General features: G+C 63.6%; 21 protein-coding genes and 1 tRNA gene. 12 read left to right on the forward strand and 10 right to left on the reverse strand.

Annotated elements, in window-relative coordinates:
- Positions 1-76: 76 nt before the first annotated feature.
- The 4 genes from NKH97_RS15125 to NKH97_RS15140 all read right to left on the reverse strand — a co-directional run bounded on the left by NKH97_RS15125 (position 77) and on the right by NKH97_RS15140 (position 4,643).
- Entirely contained in the window at positions 77-1,558 is a 1,482-nt protein-coding gene (locus tag NKH97_RS15125) for a M81 family metallopeptidase (RefSeq protein ID WP_352722568.1), read from the reverse strand.
- A gap of 24 nt (positions 1,559-1,582) precedes the next feature.
- The gene (locus NKH97_RS15130) at positions 1,583-2,407 is read right to left on the reverse strand and encodes a carbohydrate ABC transporter permease (protein WP_013528984.1); all 825 of its coding nucleotides are present in this window, start codon (positions 2,405-2,407) and stop codon (positions 1,583-1,585) included.
- Positions 2,404-3,273 (reverse strand): carbohydrate ABC transporter permease, encoded by an 870-nt coding sequence (locus NKH97_RS15135; RefSeq protein ID WP_023811708.1) that lies wholly within the window; start codon positions 3,271-3,273, stop codon positions 2,404-2,406. Before NKH97_RS15135 ends, NKH97_RS15130 begins: the two co-directional genes overlap by 4 nt.
- 137 nt (positions 3,274-3,410) lie before the next feature.
- Positions 3,411-4,643 (reverse strand): ABC transporter substrate-binding protein, encoded by a 1,233-nt coding sequence (locus tag NKH97_RS15140; protein WP_352797663.1) that lies wholly within the window; start codon positions 4,641-4,643, stop codon positions 3,411-3,413.
- A 271-nt stretch (positions 4,644-4,914) separates the two neighbouring features.
- Between NKH97_RS15140 and NKH97_RS15145 the strand changes: the two genes are divergently transcribed.
- The 3 genes from NKH97_RS15145 to NKH97_RS15155 are packed head-to-tail and all read left to right on the forward strand — an operon-like array spanning position 4,915 to position 7,611.
- Positions 4,915-5,649: an SDR family oxidoreductase gene (locus NKH97_RS15145; RefSeq protein WP_352677061.1), complete on the forward strand. Its 735-nt coding sequence runs from the start codon at positions 4,915-4,917 to the stop codon at positions 5,647-5,649.
- A gap of 2 nt (positions 5,650-5,651) precedes the next feature.
- On the forward strand, positions 5,652-6,719 hold the full coding sequence (locus tag NKH97_RS15150) for an ABC transporter ATP-binding protein (protein WP_352797666.1): 1,068 nt from the start codon (positions 5,652-5,654) through the stop codon (positions 6,717-6,719).
- A gap of 10 nt (positions 6,720-6,729) precedes the next feature.
- Positions 6,730-7,611, forward strand: coding sequence for a MurR/RpiR family transcriptional regulator (locus NKH97_RS15155; protein WP_013528979.1), 882 nt, complete (start codon positions 6,730-6,732; stop codon positions 7,609-7,611).
- A 17-nt stretch (positions 7,612-7,628) separates the two neighbouring features.
- Here NKH97_RS15155 and NKH97_RS15160 read toward each other — a convergent pair whose 3' ends face one another.
- Together NKH97_RS15160 and NKH97_RS15165 are read right to left on the reverse strand one after the other, a co-directional pair.
- Positions 7,629-7,946, reverse strand: coding sequence for a DUF167 family protein (locus NKH97_RS15160; RefSeq protein WP_023811704.1), 318 nt, complete (start codon positions 7,944-7,946; stop codon positions 7,629-7,631).
- 13 nt (positions 7,947-7,959) lie between these two features.
- Entirely contained in the window at positions 7,960-8,250 is a 291-nt protein-coding gene (locus NKH97_RS15165) for a YggT family protein (protein ID WP_023811703.1), read from the reverse strand.
- 260 nt (positions 8,251-8,510) lie between these two features.
- Between NKH97_RS15165 and NKH97_RS15170 the strand changes: the two genes are divergently transcribed.
- The 6 genes from NKH97_RS15170 (at position 8,511) to NKH97_RS15195 (ending at position 12,185) form a co-directional block, all read left to right on the forward strand.
- Positions 8,511-8,586: transfer RNA gene (locus NKH97_RS15170), tRNA-Ala, on the forward strand.
- Between the two features lie 330 nt (positions 8,587-8,916).
- Entirely contained in the window at positions 8,917-9,666 is a 750-nt protein-coding gene (locus tag NKH97_RS15175) for a helix-turn-helix domain-containing protein (protein ID WP_352797671.1), read from the forward strand.
- Positions 9,667-10,196: 530 nt separating this feature from the next.
- Positions 10,197-11,159 (forward strand): SagB/ThcOx family dehydrogenase, encoded by a 963-nt coding sequence (locus tag NKH97_RS15180; protein WP_352772716.1) that lies wholly within the window; start codon positions 10,197-10,199, stop codon positions 11,157-11,159.
- A 67-nt stretch (positions 11,160-11,226) separates the two neighbouring features.
- Positions 11,227-11,481, forward strand: a complete 255-nt coding sequence (locus NKH97_RS15185; protein WP_023811699.1) for a hypothetical protein — start codon at positions 11,227-11,229, stop codon at positions 11,479-11,481.
- 4 nt (positions 11,482-11,485) lie between these two features.
- The gene (locus NKH97_RS15190; RefSeq protein ID WP_081734866.1) at positions 11,486-11,743 is read left to right on the forward strand and encodes a hypothetical protein; all 258 of its coding nucleotides are present in this window, start codon (positions 11,486-11,488) and stop codon (positions 11,741-11,743) included.
- 121 nt (positions 11,744-11,864) lie between these two features.
- Complete coding sequence (locus NKH97_RS15195) at positions 11,865-12,185, forward strand: hypothetical protein (RefSeq protein WP_352797676.1); 321 nt, start codon at positions 11,865-11,867, stop codon at positions 12,183-12,185.
- Positions 12,186-12,335: 150 nt separating this feature from the next.
- Here the strand turns inward: NKH97_RS15195 and NKH97_RS15200 are convergent, their stop codons facing one another.
- From NKH97_RS15200 to NKH97_RS15215, 4 genes are all read right to left on the reverse strand, one after another.
- The gene (locus tag NKH97_RS15200; RefSeq protein WP_023811696.1) at positions 12,336-13,280 is read right to left on the reverse strand and encodes an energy transducer TonB family protein; all 945 of its coding nucleotides are present in this window, start codon (positions 13,278-13,280) and stop codon (positions 12,336-12,338) included.
- Positions 13,277-13,744, reverse strand: a complete 468-nt coding sequence (gene exbD, locus NKH97_RS15205) for a TonB system transport protein ExbD (RefSeq protein ID WP_023811695.1) — start codon at positions 13,742-13,744, stop codon at positions 13,277-13,279. The genes NKH97_RS15200 and exbD overlap by 4 nt, the downstream gene beginning before the upstream one ends.
- 4 nt (positions 13,745-13,748) lie before the next feature.
- Positions 13,749-14,714 carry a tonB-system energizer ExbB gene (exbB, locus tag NKH97_RS15210; protein WP_352797680.1) on the reverse strand — a complete coding sequence of 322 codons (966 nt, stop codon included), beginning with the start codon at positions 14,712-14,714 and terminating at the stop codon, positions 13,749-13,751.
- A gap of 65 nt (positions 14,715-14,779) precedes the next feature.
- Positions 14,780-15,571 (reverse strand): ATP-binding cassette domain-containing protein, encoded by a 792-nt coding sequence (locus NKH97_RS15215; RefSeq protein ID WP_164762277.1) that lies wholly within the window; start codon positions 15,569-15,571, stop codon positions 14,780-14,782.
- Between the two features lie 179 nt (positions 15,572-15,750).
- Here NKH97_RS15215 and NKH97_RS15220 point away from each other — a divergent pair, with 179 nt between their 5' ends.
- Genes NKH97_RS15220 through fhuB form a run of 3 tightly spaced genes read left to right on the forward strand, consistent with a single transcriptional unit; the run spans position 15,751 to position 20,856 of the window.
- Positions 15,751-17,970: a TonB-dependent siderophore receptor gene (locus NKH97_RS15220; protein WP_352797683.1), complete on the forward strand. Its 2,220-nt coding sequence runs from the start codon at positions 15,751-15,753 to the stop codon at positions 17,968-17,970.
- A gap of 25 nt (positions 17,971-17,995) precedes the next feature.
- Positions 17,996-18,856, forward strand: a complete 861-nt coding sequence (locus NKH97_RS15225; RefSeq protein WP_352613051.1) for an ABC transporter substrate-binding protein — start codon at positions 17,996-17,998, stop codon at positions 18,854-18,856.
- A complete protein-coding gene (gene fhuB / locus NKH97_RS15230) occupies positions 18,853-20,856 on the forward strand; it encodes a Fe(3+)-hydroxamate ABC transporter permease FhuB (protein ID WP_352797686.1) in 2,004 nt (667 codons plus the stop codon). The genes NKH97_RS15225 and fhuB overlap by 4 nt, the downstream gene beginning before the upstream one ends.
- Positions 20,857-20,944: the final 88 nt, after the last annotated feature.

Genomic DNA, 20,944 nt, shown 5'->3' on the forward strand with positions numbered 1-20,944 from the left:
CAGAAGAAGGTTGGCGCTTCACGCGCGACGACCCCCTCTGTCGCCTTCGGCGACATCTCCCCCGCAAGGGGGGAGATTACCCAGCCACCTTCCACGGATCCGCAATCCTTGGCCACACCGGCCGCGTCAGCTTCTTGTAATCGGTCACCGCCGGATTGCTGGGATATGAACTTGGCGCCGAGACATAGATGATCTCGGCGGCGATCGGCTCGAAGCCGGCGTAGAAATGGTTGGTCGACTTGATCAGCAGCACGTCCTTGGCCAGCGGATCGACGCCGATGTTGGAAAAGATATCCGGCTCGAAGGTCTGCGTGCGATTGGTGTTGAGGATGATGTCTACCTCGGTGCCTTCGAGGCGGACCAGCGCCGTCGGCCCGAGCGTCACCCGGCTTGGCCCGAAACTCTGCCAACCCTCCGGAACCGCCTTCAGCACGCGCACGCGCGCATCGATCGGCTCGCCGGCCTGCGGCCCGGCCTTGCCGCCGAAGCGCAGGTTGATGACCGCGCCCTCGCCGGCCGCCAGGCAGAAGGTGACGGCGATCGGATCCCAGATCGTCGCCACGGCGAATTTGTCCAGGCTACGCGCCAGCATCTGGCGCAGCACGAAGGTGCCGTCGCCGGGCACACCGCCGCCGGGATTGTCCCAGATATCGGCGATGACCACCGGCTTGCCCGGATTCTCGGCGCGCACGGCCAGCGCCCGATCGATGCCGTCGGCGGCGCTCAGCATCGTCATCGCCGTCTTTTCGCGCAGCGCGTAGAGTTCCCGCCCGAGCCGTTCCGCCAGCGCGTCGCCCTTGGCCTTGTCATTGTCGGTGACGACCAGGATGCGCGTGCCCATCTCGGCCACGTCGGCCGCCATGAAGCCGTGGATGACGGAGACCGACAGCACGCCGTCCTTGCCGTGCAGCGCCTTGATCCGGTCGACGAAAGAGCGCATCGGCTCGCGGCTGGTCGGCAGGACCTGGATCATGCGGCAATCGAAGGTCGAAATGACCGGCTTGATCTCGCCCCTCGCCGCCGCAAGCCCAAGCTCGACGACGTGTTCGCCGCGCTCGTAGAAATCGGTGTGCGGAAATTCGAGGAAGTAGGCGAGGATGTCGGAGGCCGCCACGCGCTTCGGTGTCAGATGGCTGTGCGGATCGAGTTCCACTGCGATCACCACCTCCGGCCCGACCATTGCGCGAACCCGTTCGAGCAGGTCGCCTTCGCAGTCGTCATAGCCTTGCGCCACCATGGCGCCATGCAGGCCGAGGATGACAGCATCGACCGGCAGCGCGGCCTCGAGCTGGCCAAGGATCTCGTCGCGCAGAACCTCATAGGTCTGCCGCTGCACCAGGCCGCCCGGCTCCGCCCAGGTTGCGGTGCCCTCGATGACATCGAGGCCTTCGGCCGCTGCCCGCCGGCGCAGCGCCACCATCGGCGAGGAGCACAGCGTCGGCGTGTCCGGATGTTTGCCGGGCCCGGCATAGAAGGCCATCTCGAACGAGGCCCTATCGGTCGGCACCGGCGAGAAGGTGTTGGTTTCCGTCGCCAGCGAGGCGGTGAAGATGCGCATGAAAGCTCCGTAGAAAGATAGCGGCTACTTGACCGCTCCGAGCGCCAGCCCGCGAACGAGATAACGCTGTAGCCAGATGAACAGGATGGCCACCGGCAAGGTCGCCAGCAGCGTGGCGGCCATGACGTGATGCCATTCGATGGTGTAGCGGCCGGCGACCAGCGAGAACACCTGGATCGGCAGCGTGTAGCTTTCCTGGCTGCGCAACATGGTGAGCGCCACGACGAATTCGTTCCAGGCATTGATGAAGGTGAAGATCGCCGTCACCGCGATCGCCGGCAGGCAGAGCGGCAGGAACACCTTGCGCAAGGTCAGCCAGCGGCCGGCGCCTTCCATCCAGGCCGCCTCCTCGAGATCGCGCGGAATGGTGTCGAAATAGCTCTGCAGCATCCACACCGTGAAGGCGACGTTGAAGGCCATGTAGATGAAGCCGAGCGCCGTCGTGCTCTCGACCAGGCCCCAGGCCGCCATCAGCCGGAACAGGCCAAGCACCAGCACGATCGGCGAGATCATCTGCGAAATCAGCAGGAACTGGCGCAAGGCGCCGTAGCCGGCAAAGCGGAAGCGCGACATCGCATAGGCCGCCGGAACCGAGATCAGGATGGCGCCGACTGTGGCGATCACAGACACGTAGAGCGAATTGAGCAGCGCCTGGCCGAAGCCGGTCGCCACCCACATGTCGGAAAAATTCGACCAGCGGAATTCGCTCGGCCACCAGGTCGGCGACAGCACTTCCTGCCTCGGCTTGACCGCGGTCAGGAACATCACCGCGAAGGGAAAGAGCGTCACCACGATCAGCGGCGCCAGCAGCAGCCAGGCGATGATGGAGCGCTTCAGCTTGCTCGTCATGTGCGTTGCTCCCGCATCGCCAGCCGCACATAGATCATGGTGAAGACCAGCAATATGGCGAACATCACCAGCGACACCGCCGACGCTTCGCCCAGCTTGCCGATGCGGAAGGCCAGCTTGTAGAGATGGGTGACCAGGATATCGGTCGAGTTGGCCGGGCCGCCCTGCGTCATCACCCAGATGATCGGGAAGGAATTGAAGACGTAGATGGTGTTGAGCACGATGGCGATGTTGATGAACGGTTTCAGGAGCGGAAAGGTGATTTCGCGGAACTGCTGCAGCGGCGTCGCCCCTTCGAGCGCCGCCGCCTCGTAGAGATCGTCCGGAATCGACGACAGCCCGCCGAGAAAGATCGTGGTCGTGAACGGCACCGTCACCAGGATACCGATCAGCACCTGCATCGGGAAAGCGGTCTCGGCGCTCGCCAGCCATTGGATGTTGTGATCGATGAGCCCGAGGCCGATCAGCGCCGAATTGAGCATGCCGCTTTCGCCGCTCAGCGCCCAGCGCCAGACCACCGCGGTCATGGTCAGCGACACCGCCCAGGGCAGCATGATGATGACGCGGGCGATGCCGCGGCCATAGAAATCGGTGTTGAGGATCATCGCCACCGGGATCGACAAGAGAAGCGCACCGCCGACCACCATCACCGTCCATTGGCCGGTGCGCCAGAGCGCGGCCGTGAAATCGGGATCGGCAGCGAGTGCCGCGAAATTGGCGAAGTCGTTGAAGTCGCGAAGCTGGCCGAAGCGGCTGACCTCATGCGTCGAGATCTGGATCAGGTCCCAGACCGGCCAGAAGATGACCACCGCCGCCAGAAACAGGCTGGGCAAGGTCAGGAGATAGGGCAAGAAACGATTTTGCATCTGCTGGCCTGCAACCTCGGTGCGCTGGATCAGAAGGTCTGCTTATGCGAATTTCGGATCCGCCGCACCGGGCCGGGAACCAAGGGGTGGCGCGCCCCGCCTGAGTGGAGCGCGCCACGGGCGCAGGGAGATACGCCCTATTTCTTCAGCACGGTGTTGGCCTTGGCGGCTGCGTCCTTCAAGCCCGCCTCGGGGTCGCCGCCGAGATAGATCTTCTGCATGGCGTCCGACGTGATCTGGGCAACTTCTTCCCAGCCCGGAATGACCGGCGCGAAGCGGGCGTCGGGCAGGAGCGCGGTGAACGCCGCCAGATCGGCATTGTTGACGTAGTAGTCCATCTTGGCCTCTTCCTTGTTCACCGGCAGGAAGCCCTCGCCTTGCGTGAACTTGGCGCGCTGCTCCGTGGTGAACAGGAAATCGAGCAGCTTCCAGGCTTCGTCCTTGTTCTTGGAGTTCTTGAACATGATGATGGAATCGGTCACGCCATAAGTGCCGCGCGCGCCGGTCGGTCCGGCGGGAATGGCCGCCACGCCGTATTTCAGGTTGGGCGCCTCGTCCTTGATCTGGTTGGACAGGAACGGTGCGGTGATCATCATTCCGACCTTGCCCTGCTTGAACAGGTTCTGCACGTCCTCGCGGCTGTTGGAGGTGACGCCGGGTTCGGTCAGGCCTTCGTCGATCATCGACTTGTAGAGCTTGGCGGCTTCAAGCGCACCTGGCGTGCTCAGGCCCGAAGTGCCGTCCTTGTTGAGGATTTCGGTACCCTGCGACCACATCGCATAATAGTAATAGACGTCGGTCTCGATCTCCTTGCCCTGCAGGCCGAAGCCGAACGTGCCGGACCCCAACGCCTTGATTTTGCGCGCATCGTCCTGCAGCTCGGTCCAGGTTGCCGGCGGCTTGGCGATGTCGGCTTTCTCGAACAGCTCCTTGTTGTAGTACATGGCGCGCGCCGAGGCCGCGATCGGCAGGCCGTAGGTCTTGCCGTCCATGATCGAGGGCGACAGGAAGGTATCGATGAAGCGGTCCTTGAAGTCGGGTTTGATGTAGCCGTCGAGCGGCTCGGCGACATCCTGCTGGACGAAGTCGATCAGCCAGCGCGTGCCGATGATCGACAGATCGGCATTGGTGCCGGCGGTGATGTCGGTGGTCAGCTTCTGCAGCAGCACATCCCACGGCACCACTTCGAACTTGACGGTGATGCCGGGGTTCGCCGCCTCGAATTCCTTCTTGACGTCGGCGAAATAGGGAGCAGTCTTGGCGCTGTACTCGGCCACGGTGACCCGCACCTCGCCCGCATCCGCCTGCGCCGCAATTGCCAGCGTGCTCATTCCGGCCATCAGGCCGACAGTCCATTTTGCAAGGCTCATTTGATCTCTCCCATTTTGATTTTGCGCCTGCGCGCCTCTTCGTTGCCGGAGCAGAAGATTATGTGACTTTCCTACATTATCGATGATTTGAAGGCTTGCAAGCGGATTATTTTGTTGCTTAATTACATTTACGGGCCTAGGCCTTGCACGATCTGTCAGAACTCCCGGAGGATGACGCACGGTGGTTTCGCAATCCGAGTTCGAAGGCAGGGCCGAGTTCGAAGGCAGGGCCAAGTTCGAAGGCCGGGCCGAGTTCGAGGGCAAGACTGTCGTGGTGACGGGTGCCGGCGGCGGCCTCGGTACGGCCATCGTGGCGCTGATGGCGCAAAGAGGCGCCAGGGTCGTCGGTTGCGATCAGTCAAGCGAGGCGCTGAACAGTCCGCACCTTGCCTCCCGCCACGTCTTCGATCTTCTCGACAAGGCATCGATAGCCACGGCGGTCGCCGCGATCCTCGACCGGGATGGCGTGCCCGACATTCTCGTCAACAATGCCGGCTGGACGCGCGCCGAGACGATTTCAGCACTCGATCCCGACAGAATAGAGCAGGAACTCGACCTCAACCTGACTGGCGTGATGAACTTCGCCGACCCGCTGGTCAAGGTGATGGCAGGCCGCGGCTCAGGCAGCATCGTCTTCATCTCGTCGGTCAACGCCATCGCGCATTTCGGCAATCCCGCCTATGCCGCCGCCAAGGCCGGCATCAACGCCTATGCCAAGGCGATCGCCGTCGAGCTCGGCCGCAGCGGCCTGCGCGCCAATGTCGTCTGCCCCGGATCGATCCGGACCGCCGCCTGGGACCATCGCCTTGCCAAGGATCCCGAAATCCTCGGCAAATTGCAGCGGCTGTATCCGCTCGGCCGCATCGTCAACGCCGCGGAAGTGGCGGAAGCCGTCGCCTTCCTTGCGTCCGATCGCGCATCGGGAATAACAGGCGTGGTGATGCCCGTGGACGCGGGGCTGACCGCCGGTTGCCTGCCCTTCATCGACGACATATTGGGAGCGTGACAATGACCGACGTCGAGTTCCGCGACCTGTCGAAATCCTTTGGGCAGCACAAGATCCTCGAGAACATCAGCCTCGATATCAAGAGCGGCGAGTTCGTCGTCCTAGTCGGCCCGTCCGGCTGCGGCAAGTCGACCTTGCTGCGCATGCTGGCCGGCCTGGAGACGATCACCTCCGGCGACCTGTTGATCGGCGGCGTGCGCGCCAATGCGCTGCCGCCGCAGCAGCGCAACATCGCCATGGTGTTCCAGTCCTATGCGCTGTTTCCGCATCTGAAGGCATCAGACAATATCGGCTTTGGCCCGAAGATTCGCGGCGAGACGCGCACGGTGATCGATGAGAAGGTCAAGAAGGCGTCCGGCGTCCTTAATCTCTTCTCCTATCTCGACCGCTATCCCCGCCAGCTGTCGGGCGGCCAGCGCCAGCGCGTCGCCATGGGCCGCGCCATCGTGCGCGAACCGTCGGTGTTCCTGTTCGACGAGCCACTGTCCAACCTCGACGCGCAATTGCGCGTGCAGATGCGCGTCGAGATCAAGGCGCTGCACCAGCGGCTGAAATCGACGATCGTCTACGTCACCCACGACCAGATCGAGGCCATGACGATGGCCGACCGCATCGTCGTGATGGACCGCGGCAGGATCCAGCAGGTCGGGGCGCCGCTGGAGCTCTATGACAGGCCGGCCAACAAGTTCGTCGCCTCCTTCCTCGGCTCGCCGTCGATGAGCTTTGTGTCCGGTTCGCTCAAGGCGGCAGCTCAGAAAACCTGGTTCGAATCGGCCGGTGGCGGGCGGCTTGCGCTTGCCGGCAAACAGGTGCCGGCGGACAGCGCGGTGGAGGCTGGCATCCGGCCCGAGCATTTTATCATCGGCGAGGCTGTCGATGCGATGGCGATCAGGGTGGATGTCGTCGAGCCCACCGGCTCCGAAACACATGTCTATGGCGCTATCGGTGCTGATACGGTACGCGCCGTGTTCCGCGACAGGGTGCCGGTCAGGCCGGGAGACCTGCTGCCGGTCTCTGTCGACCCCGGCAACATCCATCTGTTCGACAAGGCGACGGGCCTGCCTCTATGAAAATAGCAGCATGAAGACGCCGGCCGACATCATCACGCGCCTGCAGCTGATGTCGCAGGACGGAACCAAGTCGGATCGCAAGCTGGCCGGCTTCGTCCTGGCAGACCTCGATTTCGTTTCCAAGGCGGCGATTTCGGAAATTGCCGCGCGCGTCGGTGTCAGCGAGCCAACGGTGACGCGGTTCTGCCGCAACCTCGGCTGCGAGGGCCTGCGCGACTTCAAGTTCTATCTGGCGCAGGCCATCGCCATCGGCGGCCAGTATCTGTCGCCGGAACCGTTGAGCCGCGATGCCCGCGAACAGCGCATCGCTTCCGCGATCACCGAAGCGGCGATATCGGCCATCCAGCGCGCCAGCGAAAACCTCGACATGACGACGCTGGTCGCCGTCGCCGCACGCATCGCTGTTTCCGGTAATGTGCTGTGCATCGGCTCCGGTGGCATTTCGTCCATGATGGCGACCGAAATGCAGAACCGGCTGTTCAGGCTTGGCGTGTCGGTGCTGGCGCAGATCGACGGACAGTTGCAACGCATGTACGCCGCCGTCGCCACCCCTGACACCACGCTGATCGCCTTCTCTGTCTCCGGCTATGCGCGATCGGTCATCGATGCGGTGCAGGTCGCCCAGCAATATGGCGCCACCACGATCGCCATCACCCCGCCGGACTCCGCACTCGCCAAGGTCGCCGACACGGTCATCCATTTCCAGTCGCTCGAGGACGGCAATATCTACAAGCCGACATCGTCGCGCTATGCGCTGCTGTCGATCGTCGACATGATCGTCACCTCGGTCGCCGAGACGCGCGGACCAAGGGTTCTGGAGAATCTGCGCCGCATCAAGCAGAGCGTGAACACGTTGAAAGTCGACGATCCGCGTTTGCCATTGGGCGATTGAACCCTCCGACAAGGACATCAGGACTGATGGCCGAGCGCCTCGATGCTATTCGCCAACGTCGCCGGATCGCCTTCAATGCGCACGGTCTTCAGCCGCGCGGTGCCGCCGGCGACAACCGAGACAGCGGACCCGGGCACGCCCAGAGCCTTGGCCAGCAGCTTTTCGAGCGCATGATTGGCGTTGCCGTTTTCCGGTACGGCGCGGACGCGCGCTTTCAGATGGCTTCGCCCGTCCGCCGTGGCCTCGAAGCCTTCGAGCCTGTCCAGCGCAGCTTTTGGCGTCAGCCGGACAAACAGCTCGGCGCCGTTTTCGCGCAGGCGAAACGGCGTGCTCATAAGGTCATCCTGCTCACAGGATCAGAGGCGCCACCGTGGTGAGCAGAAACTGCCGCAGGAAGAACAGGATCAGAAGCAGGATGATCGGCGAGATGTCGATGCCGCCAAGGTCCGGCATGAAGCGGCGGATCGGCCGCAACGCCGGCTCGGTCAGCCGGTAGAGCATGTTCCCGATGCTGCCGACGAACTGGTTCTTCGAATTGACGACGTTGAAGGCGTAGAGCCAGGAAAAGATCGCCGAGGCGATGATGATCCACCAGTAGAGGTCAAGCGCCATGACGATTGTTTGAATGAGGGCGAGCATGCCGGTCTCCAATTGTTGCCGACATGTAGCCATTGCACGCGAAACCGGCAAGGGCCGCCTTTCTGTGGGGCGCCAATACCGGCTCGGTCTGACCTGTAGGGCGGCATGTCGCCGACACCCCAACGAAGGCGCGAATACACAAAACCGGCAAGGGCCGCTATCCGCCGGCGCCAACTCGACGCTTGACGGCACTGGATTTCGGCAAACCTCTGCCTTGACAGGAAACCGCGTCGCCCGATAAATGCGCCCATCCGCTGGACGGGGCTGTAGCTCAGCTGGGAGAGCGCGTCGTTCGCAATGACGAGGTCAGGAGTTCGATCCTCCTCAGCTCCACCAGTGGAATAATTCTCCACTCTCCGCGCCAGATGCAGTCCGCGACGCTCGTCCCGGCTTGCCCCCGCGGGTGGCATTTGCTGTGCCAGCGCGCCTTAAAAGGCCGCGGGTGCACCGCCTGTTTTCGCGATATCCGGTAAGACTTTTGTCAATTGGACTTATGGCGGAAGCGCTCACTGATTGTTTCCGTTTTTTTTGGAAACCGCCCCACTAAATTGACGCCACCAAATCAGTTTTTCTGTGCGTTGTGACCAGGGCGTTTCGGCTGGGGCGGCCGGAGACGCTATATGGATTTCGAGTCGAAATGAAAAATCCGCCTGCGGAAGCAAAGACGTGTCAATTCGCGAGAACCTCGCTGCAAACCTTAGACGGCTGTGCAAGGACCATGCCTCCGTAAGTGCGGTATGCCGTGAGCTGCACATCAATCGCACGCAGTTCGAACGCTACCTGCAAGGGCAGACCGTTCCCAACAAGGCCACCGCCAAGCTGATATGCGATTACTTTCGGATCGACGAGGCCGAACTGTACCAGGATCCCGGCGCACCCGAGCCAGCGATGCGTGGCCTGCCGCCGGTTTCCGAGAGCCTGTTCAACCAGATGATCCGCCCTCCCAGTCCTTCGATCGCGGGCGGCACCTATTTCACCTATTTTTCGATCCCGGGCCGCCTCGATCTCCTGGTGCGCTCGGTGACCTTCGTGCGGCGCGAAGCCGAACTGGTCACCTTCCGAAGGGTGACCGGATGGTCGGAGCGCCGGGGATCGACCTGGGCACGAGCGCGCGGCAATCATTATGGCGTGGCGATCTCGCGGCTGAACTGGATCTATTTCAGCGGCATCAATCGCCGCCAGACCGGAGAGCCGTCGCTGATCTCCGTGCAATGGGCTCCCATCTCCGAACCGGTGCTGATGGGCAAGGCCATGCTACTGACGGAGGCCGGCCCGGCATTCGTGTCCGTCATCATGCGGCGCGACATCGCCAACATCCACCCAAGGGATGCCATCAGCATGGCGCATGTCATCAATCTCGACGATCCGGGCGTCGATCAACTGGTTGTCAGCCTCACCCGGGATGGGTTGGGCTAACCCCTCGGATCGCCGTGTCTTACGCCGAATAAGAATAAGCGTACGCCGATAAAGCGTATGCCAACGATTGTCTACTCTGTATCTGAATAAAATCGATATTTTACACTTTAATGCCAGGAAAGATAATCCACGGGTCCGTCTTAGGCTCGTGGTTTTACTATAATTTTAACAAACCATTAACTCTTCCGACCTTACCTTTCTTCACGCGGATCCCGTTCTGGGGGTCTTTCAACGGATCCCAAATCGGGGTCAGGAAAGGGATGAAAATGGCCAAGAAAGTGACCAATGCTCCGAAGCTGACGATTGCCGCCGGCACACAGACCGTCTTCTTTTCGCAGGGCATGCACTACAACAAGCGCTGAAGCCGTTCTGCGCCGACGAGCGTCTTGCTTGTCGGCGCCTCGGCTCCGCAGATGGCAACCAGCTTCATGAAAATGCGCTCTTCGAAAACGCTTGTTTTCTACCCCGGACCGAACAAGGTCACGGCATGCAACTTCCTGACCAGAAGCGTGTTTGAATGCAGCCCCGAGATGGTCGGCCTTCTCGCATCGTGGGACAAATGGGCATCGACGGCGGACATTGCCCGCGCCCATGGATGGTCGAAGTCCGAGTTGAAGGCTGTCGTTCCGCAGTTGCTCGATTTTTCCGCGCTGGTCACAGCCGGATCGCCTCTCGCCGAGCAGGAGGAACAGTTTTCAGGACAATGGAGTTGGGGGCTTCCGACGGCGCTGATGCATTTCTGCGTCCAGGACAGCGAATACATGACCATCGAGCAGGCGGAAGAGCGGCAGATAGAACGCGCCGGCCATACGCCGCAGCCGAACCTCATGCTCAAGAATTCCGCGGGCGCCATCCAGCTGCCGAATGCACTGGAAGACAATGAACTTCTCAGCTTGATGGCGCGGCGCCGCACCAACCGCACGGCGGCTCAGCCCACCATCACGGCCAAACAGCTTTCCGATTGCCTGTTCGCAGGGCTCGGCATCATCGGCGAGACCGCCAATTGCGTTGGCACCCTGCCGCTCGGCATGACCCCTTCAGGCGGCGCGCGAAATCCCTATGAGGCCTATGTGGTCGCGCTCGGCGTCGATGGCCTCGAACCCGGTGTCTATCACTATTCCGCCGCGGATCACGACCTTGGCAGGATTTCTGCAAACCATCTGCCGAAGATCTCCGAACTGGTCGGCGGACAGGAGTGGGCCGACGCCATGCCGTGCCTGGTCCTGCTTTGCGCCAGGCTCGATCGCACGATGTGGAAATATGAGGACGCCAACGCCTATCGTGTCGTGCTGATCGAGGCCGGCCATATCGGCCAGAACATCATGCTGGCGGCGACCAACCATGGCCTGTCGGCATGTCCGACAGCCGCGCTCAGTCATTCCGCGATCAAGCGGCTGCTTGGTCTCGACAGTTTCACCGACGCACCGATCTATGCCTTGACCCTCTCGACCCCGGAAAGAGATCCCTCGACGGCGGGCCAATCCATCAATTAGTCGACCAACTATGTGCATCGCGGCCAGTAACGCGTTCCCTAGGTATAACCAGAGACAGGAGCAGCACGTGCCAAATCAATCCTTACGCCAGTCGGAAATCGATAGTCTTCAATATATTTCGTCGATGACCAATGAGCTCGTGCAAATGGCCGAAGCCAGCCGTTTTCCGATGATCTCCTATCTGCTCGGCATGGCCTATGCAGAGGCCTTCGACGTTCTTCGCGGCGCACGGCCGGCCAGGCATGCGCAGCTCAGCGGCAACCCGCTGCACCCCAAGGCGCAGGCAAAAGACACTCGGGCCGTCCAGCCACGGAGAGCGTAGCGACATGCAATCGTCAGCCGCATGCGCGGTGGCCGGCTCGACCTCCCCAAACCGGTGGGAGACACTGTGCGCGTTGCAAAGCCTGCTGCCCTTGCTGAAGAAGGCCGCGACGGACCTGCGCCGCGCCGACATGGTCTACTGGTTCGAGCAGGCCGATGCCGAGGTCGCCAACATCATCAGGGGCCACCCCTCCGATGCAACCGCCATCCCGGCCCTGATTGCATCCTGCCCGCAGGACCGGCGGTCGGTCGCTCAAGCTTGATGCATGTCGCCCGCCCAAACGCGACGCGTTCATTGGCGCCGCTGAAAATGCTCCGATCACCAGTTTTTCAATTTCGGACCGGAACCTATTGCGCGTCTGGAATGCCAAGGGGGACCTGCACATGAACATGATAGCCAACATCAGAAGCGTCGATGCCAGGGAAAGCATTTTCAGCCGGCTCCACGTCTTGATCGCCAGGCGGCCGCCGTCGCCTGACGCCGCGCGGGTCGAGGCCCGCCAACTCGTCTCGATGGCGATTGCCGACAGCTGCCAGGCCGACAGTCTCTGGGGTACAGTGGACGCTTTCCACGCCCATTTCGACTTCATGATGCAGACCGTCGAGATCAACGGCGCCGATGACCCGGGCCTCGGGCCCTTGCGCACGAAATGCCGATTCTATCTCGAACAGGTCGAGGCCCTGAGCCTGTCACTGGCCTATTGACAGGCCGGCCCGATCAAGTTCGGCTCTAGAGCAATTCTAGGAAAAGTGTGAAGCGGTTTTCCCGGGAAAAGCGCGTAGCGCTTTCCCTAGAGAATTGCGTCAAAACAAAGAGTTAGAGCAGCTCGCCGTTTCCGTGAAACGGTGAATGCTCTAGTTGCGCAGGCTGAACACGAACGGCGCTGTACGGCTCAGACGCGAACCAAGTTCCGGTGGCGGTGCCGGCACCGTGGCGCCTTGCAGCACGGCGAGCGCCGCACGGTCCAGATCCGCATCCCCCGAGGAACGAGAGAGCCTGGCGGACAGGACCCGGCCGGACGAGTCGACCGTGAAGGCGACATACGGCCTGCCTTCGACGCGTCGGGCCTTGGCAGAGCTGGGATAGCGCGTGTGCCGCTTGATCCAGGCGCCCAGACGGGAGTCCCATTTGCTGGAGTCGCCGGAGCGAGACGTCGATTCCGCCGACTTCGGCGCGGCGGTCCTGGCCGCAGGCCGTGCGTCGGCGCTGGCGGCGGTTGCCGTCTTCGGCGGGGGCGCCTTCTCCTTCTTAGGCCGCGGCTTGGGCTTCTCGACAGGCTTTTTCGCCTTGGCCGCGACCGGTTTCTTGTCTTTGACAGCTTCGACCGGTTTCGGCTGCGGCAAGGGAATGACGACGTCTGGCGTGACAGCCTCGACAACATCCGGGACGACCTCGTCCGGCGGCGGCTGATCGACCTCTTCAGCCGTTTCGGTCTGGGTGGGTTGGGTCTCGTCTGGCGCGACCGCTTCCGGCGGCTCGACAACCGGCTCCGCCTTTTCGACCGGTTCTTCAGGTGTCGGCTCGGTCGTCGGTGTCGGTTCGGTCTGATCTGGCGTCACCGCATCCAGCGCGGCGACCTGTTCTTCCACGGCCGGCATCACCACCATCGGTGCCATCTCGATCATCTGCGCGGGGGGGGGACCGCCATCCGCTTCGGTGACCATTGTGAGGTTCTGCACTGCATAGGCGACCGCGACATGGGCTCCAAGGACCAGCGCGGCAGCACCGGCCCACAAGCCAAGGTCGCGCCAACCGAAGCGCGACAACTGGACCGAGGGCACAGCGACCGCCTGCGTCATGGCGTCGGCGCACCCGTGGCTGCGGGCGCCGGAGAATTGGACGCGGGAGCCGTCTCCAGGCCGACCAGCGCGATCTTCAGATAGCCGGCACCGCGCAATAGGTTCATCGCCTCCATCAGGTCGCCATAGGCGACCGCCTTGTCGGCGCGCAGGAAGATGCGCGTCTGCTTGTCGCCCTTGGTCTTGGCGTCCAGCGTCGTGGCGAAAGCCGGGCGCGGCACGCTGTCATTGCCGATCGCCAGCGTCAGATCGTCCTTCAGCGTCAGGAACAGCGGTGTCTCGGGCCTCGGTGCGGGCGTTGCCGTCGAACCAGGCAGATCGACATTGACATCCACCGTGGCCAGCGGTGCCGCGACCATGAAGATGATCAAGAGCACCAGGATGACATCGATGAACGGGGTGACGTTGATCTCGTGGCTTTCCTCGAGATCATCATCCATGGTCTGTCGGATTCTGCTTCCCATGGCGCTACTCCGCCGCCAGTGGCGTTGCCGGCGCAACGGTGCGGAAGTCCAGGTCGCGGCTGACCAGCCGTTCGACCCCGGCCGCGGCATCGGCGAGGATCTGCCGATAGCCGGCTATCGAACGGGCAAAGACGTTGTAGATGACAACGGCCGGTATCGCGGCGACTAGGCCCATCGCGGTGGCCAGCAGCGCCTCGGCGATACCCGGCGCGACCACGGCGAGATTGGTGGTCTGCGCCTGCGAGATGCCGATGAAGGCGTTCATGATGCCCCAGACCGTACCGAACAGGCCGACGAAGGGCGCTGTCGAGCCGATCGTCGCCAGCACGCCAGTGCCGCGCGACATGCGCCGCGCCGCCGCCGCCTCGATGCGCGACAGGCGCGACGTGACCCGTTCCTTGAGGCCGTCGCCCGAAACATGATCGAGCGCACCGGCCGAGAGTGCGGTCTCCTCCTCGGCCGCCCGAACCAGCAGCGCGCCGGGGCCGCCGCTGCGGTCAAGGGTACGGCTGGCCTGCTTCAGCGTGGCGGCCTCGCTGATCGCCCGCACGGCGCGACGGATGCGCAGTTTGCCACTGAGAAGCTCCAGCGACTTGGCCAACCATATCGTCCAGGTGACGAGGGAGGCAAAGGCCAGCCCGATCATCACTGCCTTGACGACGATATCGGCCGCCATGAACATGCCCCATGGCGACAGGTCATGCGGCAAGGTCATCTCCATCGCCGTCGAAGGTCCGGTCTCGGCCGGCGCGGCCGTATTCGGCTGCGTGCCTGGCTGCGAAGGCGCCATTGTGGCCGGCGGAGCGACTGCCGGTGCGGCGGGTGCGGGTGCAATCGGCGCTGGGGCTGCGGGCACGGCGGGGGTTTCGATCGCCGGCGCGGCACCGGCGGGTTGCTCCTGGGCCATCGCGCTGCCGGCCGACAGGATGACGGATGCGACCAACGCCGCCAACAAACCAGTTCTCGACAACAGCTTCTTCCTTGTTCTCACAGCGGCCTGCCGCCTTTTATTTCCCGCCGCCGCATCAGATATTGTCACTGCACATAGCCGACAGGCTGGCCGGTGACGGGGTGCGCGAACACGCCCATCTCCACACCGAAAATGCCTTTCAGCACATCGCTGCGCATGATTTCGCCGGGCGTGCCGCGCGTCAGCAGCTTGCCGTCCTTCAGCGCGATCAGTTCGTCGCAGTAGCGCGCCGCCATGTTGGGATCGTGCAGCACGACGACGACACATAGGTCGCGTTTGCGGCTGAGCTCCTTGACCAGCCCGAGCACCTCGACCTGATGGGCGATGTCGAGTGCCGAGATCGGCTCGTCGAGCAGCATGACGCCGGCGTTCTGCGCCACCAGCATGGCGAGCCAGGCGCGCTGGCGCTCGCCGCCCGACAATTCGTCCACCAGCCGGTCGGCAAAACCCTCCATATCGGTCAGGGCCAGCGCCTCCTCGACATGCTGCCTGTCCTCGGCGCGGAAACGGCCAAGCGCGCCATGCCAGGGATAGCGCCCGAGCGTCGCCAGTTCGCGCACGGTCAGGCCGGTCGCCGCAGGCGTCGTCTGCGGCAGATAGGCAAGCGCGCGGGCAAATTCGCGGGCACCCCATTGCGGCAACGGACGCCTGGCGAAAGTGATGGCGCCTGAACTCGCCGGCTGCTGGCGCGCCATGAGCTTGATAAGCGTCGACTTGCCCGAACCATTGTGGCCGATCAGCCCATAGACGCGCGAGCGCTCCAGTTCGAGCGAAACCGGACCGAGCAGCGTCCGCTCGCCGACGGCAAAGCGTACGGCATCGATATGGAAGGCAGTCTGGGCATCAATTCCAGCCATGCTCATGGCTTTTCTCCAGTGCGGCCGCCCGCATTTCCAGATTCCGGCTTTCGACAGGTCATGCCCGGTTGACTATGAAACATGACCTTACTAGTCAACATTGAAGATGACTGCAACGATCAACAAATCGTCGCGACCGGCGATATCGGCACGGAATTGGGAAACAGGAGGCGCACCGGATGATTTCAGGACATGGACCGATTTGGCAGAACCGGATGGCGCGCAAGCGCCTGCTGATCGCAACGGTGTCGCTGCCGGCCCTGCTTGGCTGCGGCCATGCACTGGCCCAGGAGACGGTCACCACCACCCTGGACCCGATCAACGTCCAGGAACGTGTCGAAAGCGCTTTCGGGCCGGTTAAGGGCTACGTTGCCACCAAGGGCTCCACCGGCACCAAGACCGACACGCCGCTGATCGAGACGCCGCAATCGATATCGGTCATCACCAGGGACCAGATGGAAGCGCAAGCCGTCGACAGCCTGAACAGCGCGTTGCGCTACACACCCGGCGCCACCGGCAATCTCTACGGCACCGACAATCGCGGCCTCGGCCTGCAGTTGCGCGGCATTTCGAACGCCAGCGGCGTCTTCTACAGGGACGGGCTGCAGCTCAAGGAGAGCAATTTCACCCTGTTCACCGCACTCGATTCCTATGGCGCGGAACGCTACGAGGTGCTGCGCGGACCGGCGTCGGTGCTTTATGGCCAGGCAAGCCCCGGCGGCATCATCAACTATGTCAGCAAACGGCCAACCCAGGAAAACCTGCGCGAGGTCGAATTCGGTGGTGGCAGCTTCAACCGGTATGAAGGCAAGTTCGACTTCAGCGGTGCCGTGAACGCCGACAAGTCGCTGCTGTTTCGCCTCACCGGTGCCGCTCACATGGGCGACACGCAGACCGATTTCGTCAAGGACGACCGCATCTTCATCGCGCCGGCGATCACCTGGCAGCCAGATGCCGACACCAGCCTGACCATCCTCGCCAACTATCAGCGCGATCGCTCGGGATGGGCGATGCAGTATCTGCCTGCCTACGGCACGGTCATACCGGGCAAGGACGGCAAGTACCTGCCGAACAGCATGTTCGTCGGCGAACCCGGCTTCGACTCCTACAACAACGACCAGGCCTCGATCGGCTACGAATTCGATCACCGTTTCAACGAAACCTGGCAGGTTCGACAGCATGCCCGCTACGTCCACCTTACCCACACCGAGGAAGGCGTCTTTGGTGGCGGACTGACGGACTCGAACGGCCTGGAACCTTCAAGCGGCGACTACTACCGTTATGCAGATGCCGGTGGCACCAAGCTCAGCGGCGTCACCATCGATAACCAGGCACAAGCCGATTTCGACACCGGGCCGCTTGCCCACACGCTGCTCGTCGGCCTCGACTACAAACGCTATACTTACCGCGACTATGCCTCGGAAGGGACCGTCGAGGACGGTTTCAACGTCTTCGATCCGGTCTACGGCTACAAGATCGGTGATCTGACGCCCTACACCGATACCGACACCACCCAGCAGCAAGTTGGCCTCTATGCGCAGGATCAGATCAAGCTCGGCAACTGGCGGCTGACCCTTGGCGGCCGCCAGGATTGGTCGGACGCCAAGGTCTACGACAATCTGGCCGGTGGCTACATTCCCGAGCAGAAGGACAACGCCTTCACCAGCCGGGCGGGGCTCGTCTACCTCGCCGACAACGGGCTTGCGCCCTATGTCAGCTATTCCGAATCGTTCCAGCCGGTGGCGGGCGCCGACAGCGACGGCAATCTGTTCGTGCCCGAGACCGGCAGACAATACGAGATCGGGCTGAAGTACCAGCCGACCGGCTGGAACTCGTTCATCACGGTCTCGGCCTTCGACCTGATCCGGCAGAATGTCGTGCGCTATGGCAATGAGGGCCGGCCCGACGACATGTTCCAGACCGGCGAGATCCGCTCTCGCGGCGTCGAACTCGAGGCCGTTGCCAGCCTCGATTCCGGCCTCGACCTGAGAGCGGCCTACACCTATCTCGACACCAGGATCACCAAGGCGACTTCTGTTGTTGATGATAATGGGAGTTCAATCAGCAATGAAGGCAACACGCCTTTCGGCGTGCCGAAGCATTCCGCGTCTCTGTGGGCGAATTACACTCTCGGCAGCGGCCGCCTGGAGGGTCTGGGCCTGGGTGCCGGCATCCGTTATGTCGGCTCGACTTATGGCGACGACGACAACAGCTTCAAGGTTCCGTCGGTCGTGCTCGCCGACGCGGCGGTGCATTACGCCTGGCAGAACGCCACGCTCAGCCTCAATGCCAGCAATCTGTTCGACAAACGCTACGTCGCCTCCTGCTTCTCCTCGGGCTTCGGCTGCTTCTACGGCGAGGGCCGCAGGATCAACGGTTCGGTGAAATACACATGGTAGAAGCAAGGTGGCGGGCCGACCCAAAATGGCGGCGCTGACACGGCGCCAGTATCTTGCCGGCCTCGCCGCGACCGGCCTCGCTTTGCCGGGCGGCATGGCACGCGCGGCACCTGCCCGCGTCGTCTGCCTGGAATGGACATCGGCCGAAATGGTGGTTTCGCTCGGCCTGTCGCCGCTCGCCGTCGGCGACACCAGGGGTTATGGCGACTGGGTGCAGGGCCCGGCGCTGCCGCAGGCCACCGTCGACCTGGGATCGCGCGGCGAACCCAATCTCGAACTGCTCCGGGAATTGCGGCCCGACCTGATCGTCGGCGCCTATGGCTATGGCTTGGACGAGAACAGCTTCACCAGATTGGCGCCGACCTTCAACGTGCCGTTCTACAGCGGCAAGGCTCCACCTTACGCGCAGGCGCAACAGGTGACGCTGCAGCTTGGCGACATGCTTGGCCGCAGGACGGAAGCAGGAAACCTTGTCGGGCGCATCGAAGCCTCGATCGCCCAAGCGCGTGCCAAGCTGGAGCGGGCGGTGCAAAAACCGGTCTGCGTCGTCAGCATGTTCGATGATCGCCATGTCCGCGTCTACGGCGCCGGCAACCTGCTGCAGGATGTCCTCGACCGGCTCGGCCTCGTCAACGCCTGGACCGGCGCCACCAATGAATGGGGTTTTTCGACGGTCGGCATCGAGGAACTGGTCGCCGTCGGCGAGGCGCAGCTGATCTCGCTCGATCCTATCCCGCCGCACATCAGGATCAGGATTGCCCGCAGCTCGCTCTGGGCCAATCTGCCCTGCGTCCGGAACGGCCAAGTGCGGACCATTCCGCCGGTCTGGCCGTTCGGCGGTCTCACTGCTGCCGCGCGTTTCGCCGAATTCGTGGCAGCGGCATGATCGCCCAGGCAATGTCCCTGCCGCGACAGAGCGACGGCATCGGCGCGCTTATCCTGTTGGTAGCCGTGCCTGCGGGGCTGGCGCTGATGCTGACCGTCTTCGATCTCATCCACCTTCTGCCTACGCACCTGTGGTGGCAGGCGCTCACCGCCCCCGACACATCCGATCCAGCGCAGTTGCTGTATCGCTACGCCTTCCTGCCGCGTGTCGCCGTCAGCATGCTGGCCGGCGCTGCACTTGGTCTCGCCGGTGCCATCATGCAGCATGTGCTGCGCAATCCGCTGGCCGAGCCGACCACGATCGGCACCAATGCGGGAGCGAGCCTCGCTTTGGCAGCAGCCACCCTCTATGCACCATGGCTGCTGGAGGGCGGCCGCGAAGGCGTGGCGCTGGCCGGCGGCGCGTTCGCCACCTCAGCCGTCTTCGCACTGGCGCGCGGGCGCAGCTTTTCGCCAGTGTCGATCATCATCGCCGGCCTCGTCGTCAGCCTCACTTTCGGCTCGGCCGGCGCGCTGCTGATGGCGCTCAACCGCGAATACACCGAGGAGCTGTTCATCTGGCAGAGCGGCTCGCTGGTGCAGAATGGCGACGCGGCGGTCGTTGCTCTGGCGCCGTGGCTGCTGGCCGGCATCTGCGCCGCGTTCCTGCTCTGGCGACCCCTCCGGCTGCTCGATCTCAGCGACGACGGCGCGGCATCGCTCGGCACCCGGCCGGCCGTCATCCGCCTTGCCGGCATGGCTGTCGCCGTCTCGCTCAGCGCGCTGGTCGTCGCCGAGGTGGGCGTCATCGGTTTCGTGGCGCTCGCCGCCCCGGCGCTGGCGCGGCTGGCCGGAGCGCGCACGCTTGGCCGCCGCCTGGTCTGGTCGCCGCTGGTCGGCGGCGCCCTGCTCTGGCTCACCGACCCTCTGGTGCAGCATCTGCCGTTCGCCGGCGAAATCCCCGCCGGCACCGCGACCGCTTTGCTCGGCGCGCCGCTGCTGCTGTTCCTGTTGCCGCGAATGCGAACCACTCCCGAAAGGCAGACCGACATGGTGTCGTCGGTACGCCTGCGGTCAAACGGCCTGCCGTTGATCGCGGGCCTGCTGGCGCTCATCCTCGCGGTTGTTCTCGCCATCGGCTTTGGCCGTGGCGCAAGCGGTTGGCACTGGATCGCATCCGAGGATTTGAGCGAGCTGCTTGCCCTGCGCGCGCCTCGCGTCGTCGTCGCCCTGTCGGCGGGCGTCCTGCTCGCCGTCGCCGGCACGCTGATGCAGCGCATGACCGGCAACCCGATGGCCGCGCCCGAGGTCCTGGGCATTTCCGGCGGCGCCTCTTTCGGCGTGCTGGCGCTGCTGTTGCTCAGCGACGGCTTCGACCGCGCGGCAATGCTCGGCGCCGCCCTCGCCGGCGCCTTGCTGGCGCTGACGATCGTCGTTCTGGCCGGGCGGCGCAATGCACTGTCGCCGGAACGGCTGCTGCTTGCCGGCGTCGCCGTTGCCACTGTCGCGTCCGCCTTCGCCGCGCTGCTTCTGGCCAGCGGCGATCCGCGCATGGACTTCCTGCTCGCCTGGCTATCGGGATCGACCTATCGCGCAACACCCAATGATGCTTTCACCGCCGCAACGGTCGCGGTTGCCGTCCTCGCCCTGGCGCCACTGACGGCGCGCTGGCTCGACATCATGCCGCTCGGCGAAACCGCCGCGCGTGGCCTTGGCCTGCGACTGGGACGTGTTCGCGCCACATTGCTTGCGCTCACCGCATTGGCCACCGCAACCGCGACATTGGTCATCGGCCCGCTGAGCTTCGTCGGCTTGATGGCGCCGCACCTCGCACGCATGCTCGGCTTCCGCCGCGCCGTGCCGCAGCTTCTGGCCTCCGCCATGACAGGCGGGCTGATCCTCGTTGCCGCCGACTGGGCAGGCCGGACGCTGATCTTTCCCTGGCAAGTGCCGGCCGGCCTCATCGCCGCCTTCGTCGGCGGCCCCTATTTCATGGCGCTGATGTGGAAAGGCAGGCAATGAAGTCGGCCCTGGCATATTGCCGGCCCTGCCCTGCCGATTGTAAGCAGCGCCCATCGATGGCGGCCGGCGCCCTCGCCGCGTCCATCAA

The organism is Mesorhizobium sp. M0870 (genome assembly GCF_040319775.1).
Taxonomy (GTDB): domain Bacteria; phylum Pseudomonadota; class Alphaproteobacteria; order Rhizobiales; family Rhizobiaceae; genus Mesorhizobium.